This window comes from Paenibacillus oralis (genome assembly GCF_003863965.1).
Classification (GTDB): Bacteria; Bacillota; Bacilli; order Paenibacillales; family Paenibacillaceae; genus Fontibacillus; species Fontibacillus oralis.
In genome coordinates this window covers 716566-739269 of sequence record NZ_RRCN01000001.1, presented here as the reverse complement: position 1 = coordinate 739269, position 22704 = coordinate 716566, and the positions used below count along the sequence as shown (strand labels likewise).

The window sequence follows — 22704 nt, the reverse complement described above, 5'->3', positions numbered from 1 at the left end:
CAGGAAGGAGGCTAACCATGAGCGAACGTAACAGCCGTAAAGTGCAAATTGGTAAAGTCGTCAGCGACAAGATGGACAAAACGATCGTTGTTGCTGTAGAAACCTACAAGAAGCATGATCTGTACCACAAGCGCATTAAATACACGAAAAAATTTAAAGCGCATGATGAGAACAATACCGCGAAAATCGGAGATATCGTAAAAATCGCCGAAACTCGCCCGCTGTCCAAAGACAAACGCTGGAGACTCGTTGAAGTCGTAGAAGAAGCGGTTATTATCTGATAGCGTTAAGGCTACAGGCTGAAAGGAGGAAATATCGATGATTCAACCATTTACACGTTTGCAGGTTGCCGACAACTCCGGCGCGAAGGAATTGATGTGCATTCGCGTTCTGGGCGGTACCGGTCGTCGTACGGCACAAATCGGAGATTTGATCGTTTGTTCCGTCAAACAAGCAACACCAGGCGGCGTTGTCAAAAAAGGGGACGTAGTCAGAGCGGTTGTCGTTCGCACGAAACGTGCGGTTCGCCGTAAAGACGGTTCCTACATCGCATTCGACGAAAACGCAGCGGTTGTTGTTAAAGAAGACAAGAGCCCGCGCGGAACGCGTATCTTCGGACCGGTTGCTCGTGAACTTCGCGACAAGGACTTCATGAAGATCGTTTCCTTGGCTCCGGAAGTTATCTAAGAACACCCCAAAAGCGAACGGGGACCCCGATTTAACAGGAGGTGTAAACCAAGTGCCTAGACTGAAAAAGATCCTTGAATCTCATAACAATAAGCTTCACGTTAAGAAAGACGACACGGTCATCGTAATCTCCGGTAAAGACAAAGGGAAGAAAGGCCGCGTCATCGCCGCTTATCCTCGTGAGAACCGCGTGCTTGTGGAAGGTGTGAACATGATCAAGAAACACCAAAAGCCTAACCAGCTGAATCCGCAAGGCGGCATCATCGAGAAAGAAGCTCCGATTCACGTTTCGAACGTTATGCATGTTGATCCGAAGAGCGGAAAAGTAACCCGTATCGGTTACAAAGTATTGGACAACGGCAAAAAGGTTCGCGTAGCTAAGAGATCCGGAGAAGTAATCGACTAATCCAGGAATGTAAGAAAGGAGGTCCATGATTCATGGCAGCAAGATTAAAAGAACGTTTTTTGAGCGAAGTGACGCCTGCTTTGGTTCAAAAATTCAACTATACAACCGTAATGCAAGTGCCTAAAATCGAGAAAGTCGTTATCAATATGGGTGTCGGCGAAGCCGTAGCCAACTCGAAGGTGCTCGATTCCGCAGTGAACGACATGCAGCTGATCGCTGGCCAAAAGCCGGTTATCACGCGTGCGAAGAAATCGATCGCCGGTTTCAAACTTCGTGAGAACATGCCGATCGGTGTGAAAGTAACGCTTCGCGGCGACCGCATGTACTACTTCCTCGACAAATTGTTTAACATTGCGCTTCCTCGCGTGCGCGACTTCCACGGCGTATCGACGAAAGCTTTCGACGGACGCGGCAACTATACGCTTGGCCTCAAGGAACAATTGATCTTCCCTGAGATCGTATACGACCAAGTCGACAAAGTGCGCGGTATGGATATCGTTATCGTGACGACGGCAAAAACCGACGAAGAAGCTCGTGAGCTGTTGACGCAGCTGGGCATGCCTTTTGCAAAGTAACCAAGTCGTTATTCTCCGAAACTATCTGGGAGGTGTCAGGCTAAAGTGGCAAAAACTTCGATGAAAGTTAAACAACAACGTGCACCGAAATTCAAAGTGCGGGCGTACACCCGCTGTGAACGTTGTGGTCGTCCACACTCGGTATTGCAAAAATTCAAAATTTGCAGAATTTGTTTCCGTGAATTAGCTTATAAAGGCCAGATTCCTGGCGTGAAAAAAGCAAGCTGGTAATTTATCAACAACGGGAAGGAGGTTTACACGTATGACTATGTCAGATCCAATTGCAGATATGCTTACACGTATTCGCAACGCGAACACAGTGCGTCACGAAACGGTAGAACTGCCTGCTTCGACGATCAAGAAACAAATCGCTGAAATCCTGAAGCGTGAAGGTTTCATCCGCGATGCAGAATATATCGATGATAACAAGCAAGGGATCATCCGTATTTTCCTGAAATACGGCCCTAACAACGAACGGGTTATCTCCGGTTTGAAGAGAATCAGTAAGCCAGGCCTTCGCGTGTACACGAAAAGCAACGAAGTTCCTCGTGTCCTCGGCGGTTTGGGTATTGCGATCATCTCCACATCCAAAGGAGTCATGACCGACAAGGAAGCTCGTCAGTCCAAAGCCGGCGGCGAAGTTGTTTGCTACGTTTGGTAATTAACGTCTTATAACAAGGAGGTGCAACTACATGTCTCGTATTGGTCGCAAACCAATTACAGTACCAAGTGGTGTGAACGTCACACTCGACAACACCGTGATTACGGTAAAAGGACCGAAAGGTTCTTTGTCTCGTGAGCTGCATAAGGACATCAAGGTAACGGTTCAAGACAACGTGATTACCATTGAACGTCCTTCTGATAATAAATTACATCGTTCTCTGCACGGCACGACCCGTTCGGTAGTGAACAACATGGTCAGCGGGGTAACGGAAGGCTTCTCGAAGTCGCTTGAACTGGTCGGCGTCGGATACCGCGCAAGCTTGTCCGGCAAAAAACTCGTTCTGAACGTAGGTTACTCTCACCCGGTTGAAATCACTCCGGAAGAGGGCATCGAATTTGAAGTACCTTCGAATACGAAGATCATCGTTAAAGGGATCAATAAGGAGCGCGTAGGCGAATACGCCGCTAAAATCCGCTCCGTCCGCGAGCCTGAGCCTTACAAAGGCAAAGGGATCAAGTATGAAGGTGAACGCATCATTCGTAAGGAAGGTAAAGCCGGTAAGAAGAAATAAGTTTCTGCTTAGCGGCCCCGTCCTTCTGGCGTCTTGAAATGAAATGCCTGTAACGGTAAACCGAAGGGAGTGAAAGGAAAGTCATGATTACAAAAGGCGATAAGAACAAAGCTCGTCTGAAAAGACATCTGCGCGTGCGGACGAAAGTTCAAGGTACGGCTGAACGTCCAAGACTGAACGTATACCGTTCTTCCAAGCATATCTATGCCCAACTGATCGACGATGTGGCAGGCGTAACGCTGGCCAGCGCTTCGACTGTGGACAAAGAGCTGAGCGGTTCGATCGGCAACGGCGGCAACGTCGAATCCGCCCGTAAAGTTGGCGAACTGATCGCAAAACGCGCTGTAGATAAAGGCTACAAGAGCATTGTGTTTGACCGTGGGGGATACCTGTACCATGGACGGATTCAGGCGCTGGCTGACGCAGCCCGCGAAGCAGGCCTGGAATTCTAAAATATTCACTAAAAGGAGGTTAACGACTTGCGTGTAGATCCGAACACTTTAGAACTGACTGAAAGAGTTGTAAATATTAACCGCGTAGCTAAAGTAGTTAAAGGCGGACGTCGTTTTAGCTTCAGTGCGCTCGTGGTTGTCGGCGATGGCAAAGGTTGGGTTGGCGCCGGCATCGGTAAAGCGGGCGAAGTCCCTGATGCCATTCGCAAAGGGATTGACGATGCGAAGAAAAACCTGATTCACGTTCCGCTCGTAGGCACGACGATTCCTCACCTGGTAACCGGACATTTCGGTGCTGGCCGTGTGCTCCTGAAACCGGCGTCCGAAGGTACCGGGGTTATCGCCGGCGGTCCGGTTCGCGCCGTGCTTGAGCTGGCAGGCGTGGGCGACATTTTGACAAAATCTTTAGGTTCTTCGAATTCCATCAACATGGTCAATGCGACTTTGGAGGGCTTGTCCCGTCTGAAACGCGCTGAGGATGTTGCGAAATTACGCGGTAAAACCGTCGAAGAACTTCTCGGTTAAGGAGGGAATCTCATGGCTAAACTGCAAATTACCCTCGTGCGTAGTTTGATCGGTCGTCCGGAGAACCAACGTACTACCGTGAAAACCTTGGGTCTTCGCAAAATCAACCAAACCGTGGTTCACAATGACAATCCGGCCATCCGCGGCATGGTGAATCAAGTAAGCCACCTGGTTTCAGTTAAAGAAATCGAAGCCTAACAGGTTTTGAGTATTTTATAAGTGCCAACAATAAATAAGGAGGTGCAACGAAGATGAAGTTACATGAGCTTTCTCCAGCTCCTGGATCCCGCCACGAGCGCAAGCGCGTTGGCCGCGGTACAGGTAGCGGTATGGGTAAAACGTCTACCCGTGGTCACAAAGGTCAAAACGCTCGTTCCGGCGGCGGTGTCCGTCCGGGATTTGAAGGCGGTCAAAACCCGTTGTATCGTCGCTTGCCGAAACGCGGATTTATTAATCCGACGCGGAAAGAGTATGCGATTGTCAACATCCAAGATTTGAACAAATTTGCGGCGGATACGGAAGTAACTCCTGAACTGTTGTTTGAACAAGGGATCGTGAAAGACGCGAAGAGCGGCATCAAGATTCTCGGCAACGGCGAAGTAACTGTCAAGTTGACAGTGAAAGCGAACAAGTTCTCCCAATCTGCGGTAGAGAAAATCGAGGCTGCCGGCGGTAAAACCGAGGTGATCTAATGTTTAAAACCATTAAGAACATATGGCATGTTCAGGACCTGCGCACCCGTATTCTGTTTACGATGTTTATCTTTCTCATTTACCGGATCGGATCTTTCGTTCCGGTTCCGGGCGTTAATGCGTCGGTATTTCAGTCGGCAAACGAATCGGGGAACAATCTGCTCGGGCTCTTGAACACCTTCTCGGGAGGCGCTTTGGCGAATTTCTCAATCTTTGCCCTCGGGATTATGCCTTATATCACGGCTTCCATCATTGTGCAGCTCTTGTCCATGGACGTTGTTCCGAAGTTTGCGGAATGGGCTAAGCAAGGGGAGCACGGGAAAAAGAAGATGGCCCAGGTAACTCGTTACGGTACGGTCATTTTGGCAATCATTCAGGCGTTTGCCACATCGATTGGTTTCAATCGGTTGTATGGAACGCAAATGGTGCCGAATGCGACCTTTGCGGATTATCTGGTTATTGCGATCGTGTTGACCGCAGGCACTTCGTTTTTGATGTGGCTCGGTGAACAAATTACCGATAAAGGCATCGGCAACGGGATCTCGCTGATCATCTTTGCCGGGATCGTTGCTTCGTTTCCTTCGCATATCACAACGATCGCCCAATCGGAATTTATCGTTGAAGGGCAAACTTTCATTAACGTGGTGAAATCCATCGCGATTATCCTCGTGTGCGTACTGATCGTCATCGGTGTTATTTACATCCAGCAGGCCGTACGGAAGATTCCGGTGCAGTACGCCAAACGCGTCGTCGGCAACAAGATGTACGGCGGACAGAATACGCATATTCCGCTGAAAATCAATGCCGCGGGCGTTATTCCGGTCATTTTCGCAATTTCCTTGCTGCAGTTCCCGGTTGTGATCGCCAGCTTCTGGTCGACGCACACCTGGGCGCAATGGGTTACACACAACCTGTCCACGAACGCGCCGCTTGGGATTGTGCTTTATGTGGTCATGATCATCGGCTTTACGTTCTTCTATACGTTCGTACAGATGAACCCGCAGCAAATGGCCGAAAATATGAAGAAAAACGGCGGATACATTCCGGGAATTCGCCCGGGGAAAGCAACCGAAACTTATCTCACCCGGGTTCTGACCCGCTTGACGATGACCGGCTCCGTGTTCCTCGCGGCCATCTCCATCCTGCCTATGGGCCTCGGCGCATTGGCAAATCTGCCGCGTACGGTTCTTATTGGCGGAACCTCGATTCTGATCGTTATCGGCGTTGCGCTGGATACGATGAAGACGATCGAAGGTCAGTTGATCAAACGTCACTATAAAGGCTTTATCAATAAATAGGCGATAGGTACCAGGATCGGGCTGCTGCTGGGCTCGCCTGGCACCTATTGTGCTGTTTATTGTCATGGTGTGATTTTTTGGAGGGAGTGAGAGACATGAACCTGCTTTTCATGGGTCCTCCCGGAGCGGGAAAAGGAACACAAGCCGAGACCATCGTCAATGAATTCGGTATTCCTCACATCTCCACCGGCGATGCGTTCCGTCTGGCCATCAAACAGGGAACGCCCGTAGGGGTGAAAGCGAAGGAATATATCGATAAGGGCCTTTTGGTGCCTGATGACGTCACGGTGGGCATCGTCCGCGAACGCCTGCAGCAGTCCGATTGCGAAAAAGGTTTTTTATTGGACGGTTTTCCAAGAACCCTTTCGCAAGCGGAATCGCTGGAGGAACTGCTCCAGGAAATGGGGCGCAAGCTGGACCACGTCATCAACTTGAAAGTGGACCGGAACAAGCTGCTGGCGCGGCTGACCGGACGCCGGATTTGCAAATCTTGCGGGGCCACTTATCATGTGATCTTTAATCCTCCTAAGCAGGAAGGTGTCTGCGATAAATGCGGCGGCGAGCTGTACCAACGCTCTGACGATACGGAAGAGCATGTAGGTACACGGCTGGACGAATATATCAACAAAACGGCACCGCTTCTGAAGTTTTACGAAGAAAAAGGCCTGCTGCGCCAAGTAGACGGCGAACAGGAAATCGATGCGGTCTCGAAAGAAATCGTATCATTACTGCGAGGTTAGGTGTAATGATCATCTGTAAATCCGAAACGGAACTGGGCTTTATGCGAGAAGCTGGGCGAATCGTAGCGGAAACGCACAGGCTCATGGCGCAATCGATTGAGCCTGGAATTACGACGGGGGAACTCGATCAGATCGCCGACAGATTTATTCGCAGTCAGGGCGCCGTGCCGTCCTTTAAGGGCTACAACGGTTTTCCTTACAGCATTTGCGCTTCGGTCAACGAAGAATTGGTACACGGATTTCCCGGCAAACGCAAATTGAACGAAGGCGATATCATCAGTCTGGATATCGGCGCGGAGTATCGCGGCTACCACGGCGACTCGGCGTGGACCTATCCGGTGGGCGAAATTTCGGCGGAAGCGAAACGGTTGCTTGAAGTGACCGAAGGATCGCTGTATGCGGGCCTTGCGCTCGTGAAGCCGGATGTCCGCTTGTTCACGATTTCGCATGCGATTCAGCAGCATATCGAAGCTGCAGGTTTTTCCGTCGTTCGGGAATATGTCGGACACGGCATTGGATCCAAGCTGCATGAAGAACCGCAAATTCCGAACTACGGCATGCCTGACCGGGGGCCGCGGCTCAAACCCGGGATGGTCCTGGCGATCGAACCGATGGTTAACGTGGGAAAAAGGTATGTCAAAACGCTGGACGACAATTGGACGGTCGTTACGGTGGACGGCTCGTTGTGCGCTCATTTTGAGCATACGGTGGCCGTTACGCCTGACGGTATGGAAATTTTCACGAAGCTGGACGCGTAGGTGATGAATGTGAAACAACGTTCGGAAGCGCAGCCGGGTCAATTGGTGAAAGTTCTAAAAGGCAGGGATGCCGGAACGGTGAACGTGATCGTTCAGATCGTGGACGACAGGTTCGTTCAGATCGCGGACGGGGACAAACGCAAGTTTGACCAGCCGAAGCGAAAAAACGTCCAGCATCTTGAGTTACTGCCCATGGTCAGCAGCGAGGTTGTTCATAGTTTGCAGGAGAGCGGCCGGGTTACAAATGCGAAGCTGCGTCACGCCGTGCTTGTCTATTTGAAATCCGAAAGTTCCGAGGCTGAAGAGAAAGGAGACTGACTGTGGCTAAAGAAGATGTCATTGAAGTCGAAGGCACGGTTATTGAACCGCTGCCGAATGCAACATTCAAGGTTGAGCTGGAAAATGGCCATCAAATTCTCGCTCATGTTTCCGGGAAGCTGCGGATGCACTTCATCCGTATTTTGACCGGAGACAAGGTGGTTGTCCAACTGTCGCCTTATGATTTGACAAAAGGCCGGATCACTTACCGTAAATAGTTGGCTCTGGCATGTGCCGCTGTTTTGTGGTACAATATGCAGGTTGAGTTGTTTCAAACCAATGCTGACGATAAAGTTTTACATCCGTAAAACTTAGTTTTTCCTTACGAAGAGAGTTTTGCTTCGCAAAACTAAGCTCGTGCTTTCGAAGTTAGTTTTACTTACGTAAAACTTTTAGGAGGTAATCAACATGAAGGTAAGACCTTCTGTAAAGCCGATTTGCGAAAAATGCAAAGTCATTCGTCGCAAAGGCAATGTCATGGTGATTTGCGAAAATCCGAAACACAAACAAAAACAAGGTTAATAGAAGGGGGTGTAGCGTAAAATGGCACGTATTGCTGGTGTGGATTTGCCACGTGATAAACGCGTTGAGATCGCCTTAACTTACATTTTCGGAATCGGTAAAACGACTTCTCAGAAAATCCTGAAAGAAACAGGCATCAATCCGGACACTCGTGTTCGTGATTTGACGGAAGATGAGGTTAGCAAACTACGCGAAACGATCGACAAAACGGTCAAGGTGGAAGGCGACCTGCGTCGTGAAATTTCCTTAAATATTAAACGTTTGATCGAAATCGGCTGCTACCGCGGTGTGCGTCACCGTCGCGGCTTGCCGGTTCGCGGACAACGTACGAAAACGAATGCCCGTACTCGCAAGGGTCCTCGTCGTACGGTAGCGAACAAGAAGAAATAAGAAGGGGGGATAACAGACAATGGCTAAACCAAAAAAAGTCGTACGCACGAAACGTCGTGACCGGAAAAATATCGAATCTGGTGTGGCACATATCCGCTCCACCTTCAACAATACGATCGTTACCATTACGGACCCGCACGGCAACGCGATCTCTTGGGCAAGCTCCGGTAATCTCGGCTTCAAAGGCTCCCGTAAATCGACGCCGTTTGCCGCGCAAATGGCTGCGGAATCGGCTGCGAAAGCGGCTATGGAGCATGGCATGAAGACTGTTGAAGTTATGGTCAAAGGTCCTGGTGCCGGCCGTGAAGCCGCTATTCGCTCATTGCAAGCGGCAGGTCTTGAAGTTAACATGATCAAAGACGTGACTCCGATTCCTCACAACGGCTGCCGTCCTCCAAAACGCCGCCGTGTTTAATGAAGCCGTACTGAATGTGGTATAACAACAGCGCCACTTGGTAACAATGGTTGTTTAGGCATACTACATGATCGACTTCAGCAAACAAGGCAGTTTCAAAGGAACGACGTTTTGAAGGAGGGGTACTTCGTGATAGAAATCGAAAAGCCAAAAATTGAGACCGTAGAAGTTAACGAAGAAGGCACCTATGGGAAATTTGTAGTAGAACCACTTGAGCGTGGATATGGCACCACACTGGGCAACTCGCTTCGCCGGATTTTGCTATCTTCTTTGCCGGGTGCTGCGGTAACCTCGGTCCAAATCGATGGAGTTCTGCATGAATTCTCGACCATCCCGGGCGTTATGGAAGACGTTACGGAAATTATCCTGAACCTGAAAGCTCTCTCGCTCAAAATCCACTCCGATGAAGAGAAAATTCTCGAAATCGATGCGGAAGGCGAAGGCTTGATTACGGCAGGGGATATCCGTGCGGACAGCGACGTGGAAATTTTGAATCCGGATCTGCATATCGCAACGATGGAGCCGGGTTCGAGACTTCACATGCGCATTTATGCGGGACGCGGTCGTGGTTATGTTCAGGCAGATCGGAATAAACGAGATGATCAGCCGATTGGTGTCATTCCCGTCGATTCGATCTATACCCCGATTACTCGCGTCAATTATGTGGTGGAGAACACCCGTGTTGGCCAAGTGACCAACTATGACAAGCTGACGCTTGAAGTGTGGACCGATGGCAGCATCAAACCTGAAGAAGCGGTTAGCCTCGGCGCAAAAATTTTGACCGAGCATCTCTTCCTGTTCGTCGGGTTGACGGACGAAGCGAAGGACGCTGAAATCATGGTTGAGAAGGAAGAAGACAAGAAAGAAAAAGTGCTTGAAATGACGATTGAAGAGCTCGATCTCTCCGTTCGTTCCTATAACTGCCTCAAACGTGCCGGGATTAACACGGTACAAGAGCTGACGACGAAAACCGAAGAAGATATGATGAAGGTGCGCAACCTTGGCCGCAAATCTTTGGAGGAAGTTCAAGAGAAGCTCGAGGAACTTGGTTTGGGATTACGCACTGAAGAATAAAGACCACTTGAATCGTTTTAGCGAAGGAGGGAAAACTCATGGCATACCAAAAGTTGGGCCGCGATTCCAGCGCACGTAAAGCTTTGTTCCGTGACCTGGTAACGGACCTGTTCTTATACGAGCGCATCCAAACGACGGAGGCGAAAGCGAAAGAAGTTCGTTCGATCGCTGAAAAGCTGATCACCAAGGCAAAACGCGGAGATTTGCACGCCCGTCGTCAAGTGGCAGCTTACGTTCGCCGCGAATCGATCGACGGGGAGCAGGATGCAATCCAAAAGCTGTTCAATGAACTGGCAACTCGTTATTCCGCGCGTCCAGGCGGATATACCCGTATCTTGAAATTGGGACCTCGCCGCGGCGACTCTGCTCCTATGGTTTATCTGGAACTGGTAGACCGGGCGTAATTTACGGGGATCTCCCCAAACAAAGCGTGTAAAACTCTCTGTCGGCTCGCCTTATGGCTAAGCTTTCGGAGAGTTTTTTTCTGTGAGTCTACATAAGCTGAGCTTGAGACAGGGAGGAAAATAGGCAAGAGGGTGAAATGATTCTGAAGAAGCGGAGCGTTCGCCTTTGTGAGCGGATTTCTACCATGTTTGAATTTACTGAATCAAAGAAATCCGCGAACAACAGCGATCGTAAGAACATTTCACACGTCTGCCTCTATCCGACCCGACATTAATTCAATATATGTAGACCACCCAACGACTCAGGAAGGAAGGAACCGATGCGTAATTTGCTGATGACCGTCAGTTACGACGGCACGAACTATTACGGTTTTCAAACCCAGCCTGGCGGCAACACGGTGCAGGACCATCTGGAAGCGGCGATTTACGGGCTTACCGGAGAACAGGTGAAAATCCACGGCTCCGGGCGGACCGATGCCGGCGTACATGCCCGGCAGCAGCCGTTTAATTTCCCGACGGCGGCGAAGATTCCGGTGGAACGCTGGTGCCTGGCGCTGAACAGCCGTCTTCCTTCCGATATCCGGGTGACTTCGGCCAGAGAGGTTCCGCTATCCTTTCATTCCAGACGGTCGGCTAAACGCAAAACGTATCGCTATACGATCAACGGGAATCGTTTTCCCGACGTGTTCCAGCGAAACTACCAGTTGCACCATTACGGCCGGCTCGATATTGAGGCGATGCGCTTGGGGCTGGCCTTTTTGGTCGGTACGCATGATTATACATCCTTCGCCTCGCGTTATTCCACCAAACCGAGTCATGTTCGCACGATTTATGATGCCCGCTTGGAAGTGGATACATCGCCGGATGCTTCCGGCAGCGAAGGGCAGGGGATCATTCACTTCTATTTTACCGGCAACGGCTTTTTGCAGCATATGGTTCGCATCATTGTGGGTACGGTCCTGGAAATCGGCGAGGGCAAACGTAAGCCGGAAGAGATTCCGCTTATTCTCGAAGCCCGTAGCCGCGCAGCGGCCGGCCCTACAGCGGAAAGCAAAGGGTTGATGCTGTGGAGCGTCGAATACGAAGAAAAAGCTCTTTTGATGTGAAACCCCGGTTGGACTCATACGTAACATATTTAAAAATGTGATTATTAAAATGAGCCCTAAGGAGGTTTTTCCGTATGAAATGTCCGGTATGTAGTGATGTGCGCATGAGAGAAGTGGAGAAGGATGGCGTCTTGATCGATGTTTGTCCGGATTGCAAAGGAGTTTGGCTGGACCGAGGAGAGCTGGAGAAGCTGATGAGCGAAGTGCGGGAACTCCGGCCTGCTTTTAACGAGTGGTATGAGCGGGATTATGACCGGGATTATGACCGGCCAAAGCCGAAGTCCAACGAAGGATATGACAGCTATCCAGAGAAGGGGTATGATCGCGATCCGCGATACTCGCAGCACGGTTATGACAAACACTATAAACATAAAAAGAAGAAATCGGTGCTTGATGTGTTTGGCGATCTGTTTGATTAACCGGGAAGCGGCATTTTAGCGAGAAAACCTTAAAAAAAGCTTGCGTATTATTTGCCCTTCCTGTAAAATAAAAGTTGTGTTTTCTTGATGGCTCTCCCACAGCCCCCAGTCAAGAAAGCCAACCAAACAAGCATTTGAGATTTGCTAATTATGAATGAAACGATCGAAGATAAATGTGCTGGAAAAGGTCAGGCGACCTGAAGAGCAGGATCGTTTTCAGCAGGATTGAAACGGACGAATTTGAAGGAGGATCATTACATGCGTACCACTTATATGGCGAAGCCGGGCGAAGTTGAGCGCAAATGGCATATCATCGATGCCGAAGGCAAAACGCTGGGCCGCCTGGCAAGCGAAGCTGCCGCTCTCATCCGCGGTAAACATAAACCACAATTCACTCCACACGTTGACTGCGGTGACTTTGTTGTCGTCATCAATGCGGAGAAAATCGCCCTGACCGGCAAAAAAATGGATAACAAAAAGTACTATCGTCATTCCCTGCATCCGGGCGGTTTGAAAGTGACTACAGCCAAGGATTTGCTGAGAACGAAACCTGAACGTGTAATCGAGTCCGCCGTTCACGGCATGCTGCCAAAAACTCGCCAAGGTGAGAAAATGAAGCTGAGATTGAAAGCTTACGCTGGCACAGAGCATCCACATGCGGCACAAAAACCTGAAGTTTACGAACTTCGCGGATAATTAAAAGGGAGGACAGTTTCATGGCACAAGTACAATACTATGGGACAGGTCGTCGTAAACATTCGGTAGCTCGTGTTCGCCTTGTACCGGGTGAAGGACGCATTGTCATCAATAAACGCGACATCAACGATTATTTCGGTCTGGAAACGCTGAAGCTGATCGTAAAACAACCTCTGGCTTTGACGGAAACGATCGGCAACTACGACGTCATCGTCATCGCTCATGGCGGCGGTATTTCCGGTCAAGCCGGCGCAATCCGCCACGGGATCTCCCGTGCTCTGCTCAAAGCAGATCCGGAATTCCGTCCTGCGCTGAAAAAAGCAGGCTTCCTGACTCGTGACCCACGGATGAAAGAACGTAAGAAATACGGTCTCAAAGCCGCTCGTCGCGCGCCTCAATTCTCGAAACGTTAATATTTGCAAGCTAAGCCCTTCTCCGGCTTTCGGAGAAGGGCTTTTTTGCTTTTTCGTACATATACATCTTTTTTATGTTGAAAAGCTGGTCTTTTTTTCAAAATGGATTTTTTTTGTTGACTTATCATATTTATGTTTTATACTTAAAAATATAATTCTAATCTGATTAGTCGGTTTTATTCCATCCATAGGCATACCTTAGTGGGAGGTTGAAATCATTGAATTTATTGGAAAAAGAACAGCTGATTCACACAAAGGCGGAGGAATTTGAAACCTACACCCCGCAGGAGATCATTGCCTGGGCGGTCGAGGCGTTTCCGAACATCACTTTCGCCTGCAGCTTCGGCGCGGAAGATGTCGTGATCGTTGACATGCTGCAGAAAATCAGTCCATCCACGGATATTTTTTATCTGGATACCGATTTTCACTTTAAAGAAACGTATGAGACGCGCGATGCGATTGCGGCCCAATATAATCTGGAGTTCGTACGCGTATCCCCGAAGCTTACGCCGGAGGAGCAAGCGGAGAAGCACGGGGATGAACTGTGGAAATCCGATCCGAACGCCTGCTGCAATATTCGCAAGGTGGAGCCGTTAACCCGCGTGCTTGGCGGTTACGAGGCTTGGATTACGGGAATACGCCGCGACCAGGCGCCAACGCGGGCCAATGCCAAGAAGGTCGAATACGACGTTAAATTCGGCTTGGTCAAATTCAATCCGTTGGCAGATTGGACGTCGGATGATGTATGGAACTACATCCGGGACAATCAGCTCATTTACAACCCGCTGCACGATCGGAATTTCCCAAGCATCGGCTGTGAGTACTGCACACGGCCGGTTATGCCAGGGGAAGACCCTCGGGCAGGACGTTGGGCCGGCACGGAAAAGACGGAATGCGGGTTGCACAAATAATACGCTAATGCAAAAGCGACAAACGAATTGGAAATTGGGGGAGATCAAATGACGGCAATTTTACCGCATGGAGGCAGCCTGGTGAATAGGCTCGTGACCGGCGAGGAGCGTACTGAATTATTGGCGTTGGCGCGGGAACTTCAGTCGATTTCCATCAATGCCTGGACGATATCCGATTTGGACCTGATTGGGGTCGGTGCTTTTTCGCCGTTAACCGGCTTTATGAACGAAGCGGATTACCGTTCCGTGGTGCAGCGGATGCGGCTGGCGGACGGTACCATATGGAGCATCCCGATTACCCTTTCCGTCAGCAAGGAACAGGCGAAGCTGTTGGCCGTAGGGGAAAAGGTTGCGCTAACCGGGGAACAGGACGGCGTCATTTACGCGCTGCTTGAAATTGGAAGCATCTATGAGGTCGACCATGGAGAGGAAGCCAAAAATGTCTTCAAAACGGACGATATCGAGCACCCGGGCGTAAGAAAGCTGTTTGAGCGTTCGCCGTATTATGCCGGCGGTTCGGTACAGGTGCTGAATCGGCCGCAGCCGGCTCGCTTCGGGGAGTTTTACTTCGATCCGGCGGACACGCGCCGTATCTTTGCCGAGAAGGGCTGGAGGAAGGTCGTTGGCTTTCAGACCCGCAACCCCGTGCACCGGGCGCATGAATACATCCAAAAGAGCGCGCTGGAGATTGTGGACGGCCTGTTTTTGAACCCGCTTGTCGGCGAGACCAAGTCCGACGATGTTCCGGCAGACGTGAGAATGAAAAGTTATTTGACGCTGCTCGAAAATTATTATCCCAAAGACCGCACGTTCCTGGGCGTATTCCCGGCGGCGATGCGCTACGCGGGACCGCGTGAAGCGATTTTCCATGCGATGGTGCGGAAAAACTACGGCTGTACGCATTTCATCGTTGGCCGCGATCATGCCGGGGTCGGCGATTATTACGGAACGTATGAGGCGCAGGAGATTTTTTCGAACTTTACCGCCGAGGAGTTGGGTATTTCGCCGCTGTTTTTCGAGCACAGCTTCTTTTGCACGAAGTGCGGCAACATGGCTTCCAGTAAAACCTGCCCGCATCCGAAGGAAGATCATTTAACTTTGTCCGGCACTAAAGTGCGGGGGCTGCTGCGCGAGGGCATCTGCCCGCCGCCGGAATTTACCCGTCCCGAGGTGGCCCAGGTGCTGATCGAGGGTATGAAATCGCAAGTGACAAGTTAACAGCCAGTCATATTTGTCCACCTTGTCCCATATCATGGTTAATGTCATGAAGGGGAGAAAGGTGGCTTTTTTATGGGCGAAAAAGATAAGGTAACGCTATGGATACCCTTGAACCATATTAAAAAGGCGCTGATCGGCGTCTGCCTTGTTGCCTTGCTCATCGGTATAGCGTTATATCAAGCTCCTGCGCAAAAGGTATGGAAATACTGGAGCCTTCCGCTTGCGGGACGGGTTATTGCGCTTGACGCGGGGCACGGCGGTCCGGATGGGGGCGCTGTCAGCCGGCAAGGGCAGATCGAAAAGGACATTAATCTGGCCGTATCGCTGTATTTGCGCGATTATTTGCAGCAGGCCGGGGCGGTTGTCGTCATGACGCGGGAAGAGGATAAGGATCTGGCGAATGAAGGGACACGTGGGTTCAGTAAACGCAAAACGGAGGATTTGAAACGCCGCGTTCGCTTTGTCGAGGAAAATCAGGCTGATCTGCTGGTGAGCATTCATATGAACAGCATTCCGTCGCCGCGCTGGCGCGGGGCGCAGTCGTTCTACTACCCTAATCATGCGGACAGCGCCAATTTAGCGGCGCTTGTTCAGGAGGAGCTCAAACGGAACCTGGAAAATACGGACCGGGTCGCCAAGCCGTCGGATAAAACCGTCTATTTGCTGGAGACGGTGCGGATTCCTTCGGTGCTCGTGGAGGTCGGTTTTTTGTCCAATCCCGAGGAAGCCTCCCTGCTCGGCAGCGAAGCCTATCAACGCAAAGTGGCTGCTTCGATTTATCAAGGCATATTGCGCTATTATTCCGGCGAAAAACTCAAAAGCCCGGCAGACGGCGTCAGGTAATGCTATAATAAACATCATAATGAACCAGCCAACTATCTGATGAAGTCGAGGTGCTTTCATTGTTAACGAAGGATGAACTCCAGGCTGCATTGCGTCCCGTTGCCGAACCGGCGACGAAGCGAAGTCTGGTGGAGATGCAATGGATTCGCGATATGATGATTAAAGAGAATCGGGTCGCTTTAACCGTAGTATGCATGGACAAGGACAGCGAGGAACTGGCGGAAGTGGAGCGGGAAATCCGCTACCGTCTGGCCGAGGCGGGCGTGCCTGACGTACATATTCGTTTCCGCGAAGCGTCCGAGCGGGAGCGGGAAGAGGCCCGCGGCTCAGGCGGTTCTGGCGGCGCCGCATCCGGGCCGGCGGAGGGCGGCAGGGAACTGAAGGGCCACGGCGCCGGACTGGAGCACCTGCCGGTTCTCGATCCCGCGTCCGGCGTGCATTTTATAGCCGTGGCCAGCGGGAAGGGCGGAGTCGGCAAATCGACCGTCACGGTCAATCTGGCGGTCGCGCTTGCACGCCAAGGCAAACGGGTCGGCTTGATCGACGCGGACATTTACGGATTCAGCGTGCCCGATATGATGGGCATTGAAGAGGCGCCTAGCGTGGAAGACGGGGTGATCGTCCCGGTTGAACGGTTTGGTGTAAAAGTCATGTCGATGGGCTTTTTCATTCAAGACAACAATCCCGTCATTTGGCGGGGGCCGATGCTCGGCAAGATGCTGCGTCAATTTTTTAACGATGTTCATTGGGGCGAACTGGATTATCTGCTCCTTGACTTTCCTCCGGGGACGGGCGATATTGCGCTTGACGTGCACCAAATGATTCCCCAGAGCCGGGAGATCATCGTAACGACGCCGCATGCCACGGCGGCCTTTGTGGCGGCCAGAGCGGGGACGATGGCGTTAAGAACCGAACATGAAGTGCTGGGCGTCGTCGAGAACATGGCGTATTACGAATGCTCAAAATGCGGGGAAAAAGAGTACATCTTCGGCAAAGGCGGTGGGGCCCGGCTGGCCGAATCGCTCCATACCGAGCTGCTCGCGCAGATTCCGCTGGGCGCGCCGGACAATCACCCGTCCGAGCCCGACTTCTCGCCTTCGGTATATAAAGCGGACACTCCGGCCGGCAAATTGTATGATGAGCTGGCTGGACGGATCGTCGATAAATGCGAAAAAGACTGACCTCCGGCCAGTCTTTTTTTTGTGTTCGCGCGGGGCTTAAGACGAACCGCCGCCACCGCCGCCGCCTCCTTGACCTTCGCCGCCTCCTTGGCCTTCTCCCCCTTCTTGGCCTTGCTTCTGCGGCGCTTTTTCAACCTTCGGCTGCAGTTCTTCCTGAACGACCGTTTTCAGCAGTTCCCGCACTTCCATGCGGAACAGCGGGCTTTGCATCGATTCCTGCATGATGGTCATCGTTTGCTTACGGTAATCCGGGGTTTTCGTCAGATCGAAAAACATTTTCGTGACTTCCGGCGATTTCAGCATGTCGGTCATGGATTTCTGATACGTCGGATCTTTGATTAACTGCATATGGAGCTCTTTGTTTTGCGAGCTGATGGCTTTGGCAAAATCCCCGGCAAATTGAGGATCGGTCATGATTTTCTCGATTTCCTTTTTGTATTCCGGAGAAGTGATCGTTTCTTTAACGGCCATGCGCACATCGTTGTTGGTTTGCGGCGGGAGAATCATTTTGACGCCGAAAGTTCCGCCGCCGCCTCCTCCGGCTCCGCCCCCTCCGCCTGAACCGGATTCCGAACCGGGATCGGAGCCACCGCCGCCACCGCCGCTTGGGGAGCTCAGCGCTTCGTAGACCGCTTTTTTGCCTTCGTCCGTTTTCAGGATATCGATCACCATCGATTTCGTTTCTTTATAACCTCCACCACCCTGGGAAGAGGAGGAGCTTTGTTCAGAACCGCAGGCCGCCAGCGGAAGAGCAAATGCACATAAAAAACATAAAAACCAACGGGTACCCCGCAATTTCATGGTTCCCTTCCTCCTTATCATCATTATTGCTGGTTTTAGTATGCAGCTTCAAAACGGAATTATCCCAATGAAAAGGCTGAAAAGAATGGTTTTTTGACGGGAACGTTGGTAAAATATTTCGATAGTGGGGGTGTAGGGGCTTGAACCTGAAAAAGTGGCTTTATCTGTTCTCGACTTCTTTGGGCGTAGGCGCGGCCATATCGCTGATCGTCGGCTTGCTGCTGCAGTGGACCGATACGGTAAAATATAACGGCGTCGCCGATATTTTCGTGAATATCGGCATCTTGCTCGGTGTTGGCATTATGGTCAGCGTTTACTCGCAAATGGGTTTTTTTGCGTATCTGATGATCAATTACATGGGGACCGGCGTATTTTCCAGAAGATCATGGCAGTATGTACAGCTGGTGCTTACGGCATTGGCACTGCTGGAGCTCATGTTTTTCCGGATATTCGTGGGCGGGGACAAAAGCGGGATTTCCGACATCATCCTCGGCGTCATTATACTCGTGGTGGCCATCGTAACCGCCTATTTCAAGGCCAAGTTCACGAATGGAACGGCCTGGATTCCGACCTTGTTTTTTATGGTGGCGGTGACGATCGTGGAAACCGTAGGTGTGCTGAAAATCGGAGTGGCCGAGGCGACGGCCTGGATCGTTGCCCCGCTTATCGCCTGCAACGCATACCAGATCCTGATTTTGCATAAAGTTCTGAAGCCGGAGCGTTAAAGATAGGATATACATAAAAAGGCCCAGCAATGCACTGGGCTTTTTTTGTTCATATCGTCGATTGCTTCACAAGCCGGCAGCGAAGTCCAACTGCTCTTGCAGCCAGGCTTGATCGCGCACCTCGTTGCCCTGTACGTTCGCTTCCTGAAGCAGATCGGTGACCGTAACGAATTCGTAGCCTTTTTTACGCAGCTCATCGATGATGGTCGGCAGCGCTTCATGCGTCTGCTTGACCGAATCGCTGGCATGAAGAAGGACGATATCTCCGGGGTGAGCTTTGTTCACAACGCGCTCGACGATCGTCTGTACGCCTTTGTTCATCCAATCCTGGGAATCCGTATCCCACTGAATGACTTGATAGCCTTGGCTGGCAGCGATTTTCAGCACCCTTTTATCGAAATCGCCGTTAGGCAGTCTGAGCAGTTTTGGCGGTTGTCCGGTCACCTCGGTAAGAATGGTATGGGCGGTCGTAATTTGCTGTGATATCTCTTCATCGGTAAGGCTGCTGTAGTTGACATGTTTATACCCGTGGCTGCCGATTTCGTAGCCCTGCTGCTGAATCGCCTTGACCAGTTCCGGATGAGTTTTGCTCCAGGGGGCGGAAAGGAAAAAAGTCGCTTTTTGCACGTTTTTATCCTTCAGCACCTTGAGGATCGGTTCGGCGCGTTTATCTCCCCAACTGATATCGAAGGTCAGGGCAATGACTTTTTTGTTCGTGGAGACACTATAAATGGCTGAAGGCGTGCTTTCTTCGGAAAACACGGTGACTTGGCCCCGTTCCACGTAAATGACGCCGGCGGCAAACAGGGCCGCAGCGAAAACAAAGAAAAAACGTTTGATTTTCTTCCCGTTCAGGACATAGAAGAAATTGTTCATTAGCAATTTAGCCCCTCTCGTCATCAGAATGAAATGATCAGAACTGATCCACTGATCCGCTTGTACCAATGTATGCTTTTCCCGCTGCTTTATGACGCCCTTGTCCCTGAAATTTAAGGAGGTTACCTATGTTTTCCTTTAAAAGATTTATGATGGATTTGGTGCTTTACCGCAAGGCGATGCTGATTTCCTTTTTGATTTTTGCCGCAGGAGTAGCGCTTGGGGCCGCCAACGCCGATGCGCTGACGCGGTTGATTCTGCCGGACCTTGAGAAATTGGGGGAATACAGCCGGCAGTTATCGCAAACCGAGACGCCGGAGCTGCATTTTTTCACGTTTATTTTCTTGAACAATGCTTTAAAAAGTGTCGCGATCATGGTTTTGGGCGGGCTGCTGGGGCTGCTGCCGGGCATATTTCTGCTGATGAACGGGGTGGCGCTCGGGTATGTGGTGGCGGCGGCCAGCAGCCGGGGAGAACATGTGCTGGATTTGATCGTTCGCGGGCTGCTTCCCCACGGCATTATTGAAATCCCGGCGATCCTGATCGCCTCGGGATTCGGCCTGCAATTCGGCTATTTGGTTATCAAAAGCCTGGGCGAGCGGGGCGCGAGGGATCCGGGGGAAAGAACGGTCGACTGGCGGGGATTTTTTACGGCTTTCTGCCGTGGAGCATGCTGGGTTGTTTTGCTTTTGGTCATCGCGGCCGTTATCGAAAGCACGCTGACTTTTTATTTGGTTGGATCATAATTTTCCCAAAAAATGTGCATAACAGTAAAGCACCTCTGGCGAGCTTAGGTGAACAATGCATCCCCTATTTCAACATTTGAATCTATGACGAAAGAGGAGTTGTTCTGTCATGCTGGGAATGTTATTCAGCGAAAAAGAATGCAAGGAACTTGATTATGTACTGCGAAAAGAGCTGGATGAAATGCTGTTGGATATGAGCGACCATCGGCTTGATCAGGATATTCGGCATGCGATCGCCAATCGGTATAAAACGATATTTAGAATGTACGCCCGCTTTGCGCCTTCCAAAGAACTGTCCAAATACGCCCGCCGGGCCCGTTTTCCGCAAGTGAAACAATAAGAGAAAGTTGGAGTTGACGATAGGGGGCGAATTATGTTAAATTAGCATTCGTCCCGTTAGTAAGGGATGTAAAGCAGCGACGCGGGTTTGATTGACTGGGTTAAAGTGGAAACAAAAAAATCTACAAAACCTCTTGCAAAAACCCAACTCACTGTGATATATTATAAAAGTCGCCGCTGAAACAACGGCGATGAACGAAAACGAAGTTGATCTTTGAAAACTGAACAACGAGTGAGTATTAATGAGAATTAATTTTCTCGTCAGTTTTTCTAAATGAGCAAGTCAAACCTCGGATGGAACACCTCATAGCCTTCGGGTATGAGCCTCCTTCCGATCCTTATTGGAGAGTTTGATCCTGGCTCAGGACGAACGCTGGCGGCGTGCCTAATACATGCAAGTCGAGCGGAGTTAATCGGGAGCTTGCTCCTGATTAACTTAGCGGCGGACGGGTGAGTAACACGTAGGCAACCTGCCCGTAAGACCGGGATAACTACCGGAAACGGTAGCTAATACCGGATAATCAAGCTTCTCGCATGAGAGGCTTGGGAAAGGCGGAGCAATCTGTCACTTACGGATGGGCCTGCGGCGCATTAGCTAGTTGGTGGGGTAACGGCTCACCAAGGCGACGATGCGTAGCCGACCTGAGAGGGTGAACGGCCACACTGGGACTGAGACACGGCCCAGACTCCTACGGGAGGCAGCAGTAGGGAATCTTCCGCAATGGACGAAAGTCTGACGGAGCAACGCCGCGTGAGTGAAGAAGGTTTTCGGATCGTAAAGCTCTGTTGCCAGGGAAGAACGTCTTCTGGAGTAACTGCCAGGAGAGTGACGGTACCTGAGAAGAAAGCCCCGGCTAACTACGTGCCAGCAGCCGCGGTAATACGTAGGGGGCAAGCGTTGTCCGGAATTATTGGGCGTAAAGCGCGCGCAGGCGGCTGTTTAAGTCTGGTGTTTAATCCTGGGGCTCAACTCCGGGTCGCACTGGAAACTGGATGGCTTGAGTGCAGAAGAGGAGAGTGGAATTCCACGTGTAGCGGTGAAATGCGTAGAGATGTGGAGGAACACCAGTGGCGAAGGCGACTCTCTGGGCTGTAACTGACGCTGAGGCGCGAAAGCGTGGGGAGCAAACAGGATTAGATACCCTGGTAGTCCACGCCGTAAACGATGAGTGCTAGGTGTTAGGGGTTTCGATACCCTTGGTGCCGAAGTAAACACATTAAGCACTCCGCCTGGGGAGTACGGTCGCAAGACTGAAACTCAAAGGAATTGACGGGGACCCGCACAAGCAGTGGAGTATGTGGTTTAATTCGAAGCAACGCGAAGAACCTTACCAGGTCTTGACATCCCTCTGACCGGTACAGAGATGTGCCTTTCCTTCGGGACAGAGGAGACAGGTGGTGCATGGTTGTCGTCAGCTCGTGTCGTGAGATGTTGGGTTAAGTCCCGCAACGAGCGCAACCCTTGACTTTAGTTGCCAGCAAGTGAAGTTGGGCACTCTAGAGTGACTGCCGGTGACAAACCGGAGGAAGGTGGGGATGACGTCAAATCATCATGCCCCTTATGACCTGGGCTACACACGTACTACAATGGCCGGTACAACGGGAAGCGAAGGAGCGATCTGGAGCGAATCCTAGAAAAGCCGGTCTCAGTTCGGATTGCAGGCTGCAACTCGCCTGCATGAAGTCGGAATTGCTAGTAATCGCGGATCAGCATGCCGCGGTGAATACGTTCCCGGGTCTTGTACACACCGCCCGTCACACCACGAGAGTTTACAACACCCGAAGTCGGTGAGGTAACCGCAAGGGGCCAGCCGCCGAAGGTGGGGTAGATGATTGGGGTGAAGTCGTAACAAGGTAGCCGTATCGGAAGGTGCGGCTGGATCACCTCCTTTCTATGGAGTACCTCGTTCCTGTAACGGAACGGTACAAATACGGTCCG

At 51.0% G+C, this 22704-nt stretch carries 34 protein-coding genes and 1 rRNA gene; 33 read left to right on the top strand and 2 right to left on the bottom strand.

Features of this window, described 5'->3' with window-relative positions; all coding sequences use genetic code 11:
- The first annotated feature begins 17 nt into the window (after positions 1-17).
- The 29 genes from rpsQ to EHV15_RS03445 all read left to right on the top strand — a co-directional run bounded on the left by rpsQ (position 18) and on the right by EHV15_RS03445 (position 17278).
- Positions 18-281, top strand: coding sequence for a 30S ribosomal protein S17 (gene rpsQ / locus EHV15_RS03585; protein ID WP_009226647.1), 264 nt, complete (start codon positions 18-20; stop codon positions 279-281).
- Positions 282-318: 37 nt separating this feature from the next.
- Positions 319-687: a 50S ribosomal protein L14 gene (gene rplN, locus EHV15_RS03580; RefSeq protein ID WP_036619525.1), complete on the top strand. Its 369-nt coding sequence runs from the start codon at positions 319-321 to the stop codon at positions 685-687.
- A 52-nt stretch (positions 688-739) separates the two neighbouring features.
- Entirely contained in the window at positions 740-1093 is a 354-nt protein-coding gene (gene rplX / locus EHV15_RS03575; RefSeq protein ID WP_082207655.1) for a 50S ribosomal protein L24, read from the top strand.
- 32 nt (positions 1094-1125) lie between these two features.
- Complete coding sequence (gene rplE / locus EHV15_RS03570) at positions 1126-1668, top strand: 50S ribosomal protein L5 (RefSeq protein WP_128630039.1); 543 nt, start codon at positions 1126-1128, stop codon at positions 1666-1668.
- 45 nt (positions 1669-1713) lie between these two features.
- On the top strand, positions 1714-1899 hold the full coding sequence (locus EHV15_RS03565; protein WP_010348808.1) for a type Z 30S ribosomal protein S14: 186 nt from the start codon (positions 1714-1716) through the stop codon (positions 1897-1899).
- A 31-nt stretch (positions 1900-1930) separates the two neighbouring features.
- Positions 1931-2329, top strand: coding sequence for a 30S ribosomal protein S8 (gene rpsH, locus EHV15_RS03560; protein WP_128630038.1), 399 nt, complete (start codon positions 1931-1933; stop codon positions 2327-2329).
- A gap of 31 nt (positions 2330-2360) precedes the next feature.
- Positions 2361-2903: a 50S ribosomal protein L6 gene (gene rplF, locus EHV15_RS03555; RefSeq protein ID WP_128630037.1), complete on the top strand. Its 543-nt coding sequence runs from the start codon at positions 2361-2363 to the stop codon at positions 2901-2903.
- 83 nt (positions 2904-2986) lie between these two features.
- Entirely contained in the window at positions 2987-3355 is a 369-nt protein-coding gene (rplR, locus tag EHV15_RS03550) for a 50S ribosomal protein L18 (protein ID WP_128630036.1), read from the top strand.
- A gap of 27 nt (positions 3356-3382) precedes the next feature.
- Positions 3383-3880 carry a 30S ribosomal protein S5 gene (rpsE, locus tag EHV15_RS03545; protein WP_128630035.1) on the top strand — a complete coding sequence of 166 codons (498 nt, stop codon included), beginning with the start codon at positions 3383-3385 and terminating at the stop codon, positions 3878-3880.
- A 12-nt stretch (positions 3881-3892) separates the two neighbouring features.
- The gene (rpmD, locus tag EHV15_RS03540; protein WP_036619536.1) at positions 3893-4078 is read left to right on the top strand and encodes a 50S ribosomal protein L30; all 186 of its coding nucleotides are present in this window, start codon (positions 3893-3895) and stop codon (positions 4076-4078) included.
- 53 nt (positions 4079-4131) lie between these two features.
- On the top strand, positions 4132-4572 hold the full coding sequence (gene rplO, locus EHV15_RS03535; RefSeq protein WP_036619537.1) for a 50S ribosomal protein L15: 441 nt from the start codon (positions 4132-4134) through the stop codon (positions 4570-4572).
- Complete coding sequence (gene secY, locus EHV15_RS03530) at positions 4572-5870, top strand: preprotein translocase subunit SecY (RefSeq protein ID WP_128630034.1); 1299 nt, start codon at positions 4572-4574, stop codon at positions 5868-5870. The genes rplO and secY overlap by 1 nt, the downstream gene beginning before the upstream one ends.
- A gap of 95 nt (positions 5871-5965) precedes the next feature.
- Positions 5966-6610, top strand: a complete 645-nt coding sequence (locus EHV15_RS03525; RefSeq protein ID WP_128630033.1) for an adenylate kinase — start codon at positions 5966-5968, stop codon at positions 6608-6610.
- Positions 6611-6615: 5 nt separating this feature from the next.
- Positions 6616-7368 carry a type I methionyl aminopeptidase gene (gene map / locus EHV15_RS03520; RefSeq protein ID WP_128630032.1) on the top strand — a complete coding sequence of 251 codons (753 nt, stop codon included), beginning with the start codon at positions 6616-6618 and terminating at the stop codon, positions 7366-7368.
- 3 nt (positions 7369-7371) lie between these two features.
- Complete coding sequence (locus tag EHV15_RS03515; protein ID WP_128630031.1) at positions 7372-7686, top strand: KOW domain-containing RNA-binding protein; 315 nt, start codon at positions 7372-7374, stop codon at positions 7684-7686.
- A gap of 2 nt (positions 7687-7688) precedes the next feature.
- Positions 7689-7904, top strand: coding sequence for a translation initiation factor IF-1 (gene infA, locus EHV15_RS03510; RefSeq protein WP_006212898.1), 216 nt, complete (start codon positions 7689-7691; stop codon positions 7902-7904).
- 190 nt (positions 7905-8094) lie between these two features.
- Positions 8095-8208: a 50S ribosomal protein L36 gene (rpmJ, locus tag EHV15_RS03505; RefSeq protein WP_003333770.1), complete on the top strand. Its 114-nt coding sequence runs from the start codon at positions 8095-8097 to the stop codon at positions 8206-8208.
- Positions 8209-8229: 21 nt separating this feature from the next.
- A complete protein-coding gene (gene rpsM, locus EHV15_RS03500) occupies positions 8230-8598 on the top strand; it encodes a 30S ribosomal protein S13 (protein ID WP_016310723.1) in 369 nt (122 codons plus the stop codon).
- A 19-nt stretch (positions 8599-8617) separates the two neighbouring features.
- Positions 8618-9013 carry a 30S ribosomal protein S11 gene (rpsK, locus tag EHV15_RS03495; RefSeq protein ID WP_036619547.1) on the top strand — a complete coding sequence of 132 codons (396 nt, stop codon included), beginning with the start codon at positions 8618-8620 and terminating at the stop codon, positions 9011-9013.
- A 129-nt stretch (positions 9014-9142) separates the two neighbouring features.
- Positions 9143-10087, top strand: a complete 945-nt coding sequence (locus EHV15_RS03490) for a DNA-directed RNA polymerase subunit alpha (RefSeq protein ID WP_128630030.1) — start codon at positions 9143-9145, stop codon at positions 10085-10087.
- Positions 10088-10125: 38 nt separating this feature from the next.
- Positions 10126-10491: a 50S ribosomal protein L17 gene (gene rplQ / locus EHV15_RS03485; RefSeq protein WP_128630029.1), complete on the top strand. Its 366-nt coding sequence runs from the start codon at positions 10126-10128 to the stop codon at positions 10489-10491.
- Positions 10492-10811: 320 nt separating this feature from the next.
- Positions 10812-11597: a tRNA pseudouridine(38-40) synthase TruA gene (truA, locus tag EHV15_RS03480; RefSeq protein WP_128630028.1), complete on the top strand. Its 786-nt coding sequence runs from the start codon at positions 10812-10814 to the stop codon at positions 11595-11597.
- 74 nt (positions 11598-11671) lie between these two features.
- Entirely contained in the window at positions 11672-12016 is a 345-nt protein-coding gene (locus tag EHV15_RS03475) for a TFIIB-type zinc ribbon-containing protein (protein ID WP_128630027.1), read from the top strand.
- Positions 12017-12274: 258 nt separating this feature from the next.
- Entirely contained in the window at positions 12275-12712 is a 438-nt protein-coding gene (gene rplM, locus EHV15_RS03470; protein WP_128630026.1) for a 50S ribosomal protein L13, read from the top strand.
- 20 nt (positions 12713-12732) lie between these two features.
- Complete coding sequence (rpsI, locus tag EHV15_RS03465; RefSeq protein ID WP_128630025.1) at positions 12733-13125, top strand: 30S ribosomal protein S9; 393 nt, start codon at positions 12733-12735, stop codon at positions 13123-13125.
- Between the two features lie 218 nt (positions 13126-13343).
- The gene (locus tag EHV15_RS03460) at positions 13344-14036 is read left to right on the top strand and encodes a phosphoadenylyl-sulfate reductase (protein ID WP_128630024.1); all 693 of its coding nucleotides are present in this window, start codon (positions 13344-13346) and stop codon (positions 14034-14036) included.
- Positions 14037-14084: 48 nt separating this feature from the next.
- Positions 14085-15254, top strand: a complete 1170-nt coding sequence (gene sat / locus EHV15_RS03455; RefSeq protein ID WP_128630023.1) for a sulfate adenylyltransferase — start codon at positions 14085-14087, stop codon at positions 15252-15254.
- Between the two features lie 72 nt (positions 15255-15326).
- Entirely contained in the window at positions 15327-16097 is a 771-nt protein-coding gene (cwlD, locus tag EHV15_RS03450; protein ID WP_128630022.1) for an N-acetylmuramoyl-L-alanine amidase CwlD, read from the top strand.
- A 59-nt stretch (positions 16098-16156) separates the two neighbouring features.
- Positions 16157-17278: an Mrp/NBP35 family ATP-binding protein gene (locus EHV15_RS03445; protein ID WP_128630021.1), complete on the top strand. Its 1122-nt coding sequence runs from the start codon at positions 16157-16159 to the stop codon at positions 17276-17278.
- Between the two features lie 36 nt (positions 17279-17314).
- Here EHV15_RS03445 and gerD read toward each other — a convergent pair whose 3' ends face one another.
- A complete protein-coding gene (gerD, locus tag EHV15_RS03440; protein WP_128630020.1) occupies positions 17315-18079 on the bottom strand; it encodes a spore germination lipoprotein GerD in 765 nt (254 codons plus the stop codon).
- A 140-nt stretch (positions 18080-18219) separates the two neighbouring features.
- Here gerD and EHV15_RS03435 point away from each other — a divergent pair, with 140 nt between their 5' ends.
- Entirely contained in the window at positions 18220-18804 is a 585-nt protein-coding gene (locus EHV15_RS03435; protein ID WP_128630019.1) for a KinB-signaling pathway activation protein, read from the top strand.
- A gap of 66 nt (positions 18805-18870) precedes the next feature.
- Here EHV15_RS03435 and pdaB read toward each other — a convergent pair whose 3' ends face one another.
- Positions 18871-19680, bottom strand: a complete 810-nt coding sequence (gene pdaB / locus EHV15_RS03430; protein ID WP_128630018.1) for a polysaccharide deacetylase family sporulation protein PdaB — start codon at positions 19678-19680, stop codon at positions 18871-18873.
- 128 nt (positions 19681-19808) lie between these two features.
- Between pdaB and EHV15_RS03425 the strand changes: the two genes are divergently transcribed.
- The 3 genes from EHV15_RS03425 (at position 19809) to EHV15_RS03415 (ending at position 22657) form a co-directional block, all read left to right on the top strand.
- Positions 19809-20426: a stage II sporulation protein M gene (locus tag EHV15_RS03425; RefSeq protein WP_128630017.1), complete on the top strand. Its 618-nt coding sequence runs from the start codon at positions 19809-19811 to the stop codon at positions 20424-20426.
- Positions 20427-20535: 109 nt separating this feature from the next.
- The gene (locus tag EHV15_RS03420) at positions 20536-20766 is read left to right on the top strand and encodes a hypothetical protein (protein ID WP_128630016.1); all 231 of its coding nucleotides are present in this window, start codon (positions 20536-20538) and stop codon (positions 20764-20766) included.
- Between the two features lie 337 nt (positions 20767-21103).
- Positions 21104-22657 (top strand): 16S ribosomal RNA (locus EHV15_RS03415).
- Positions 22658-22704: the final 47 nt, after the last annotated feature.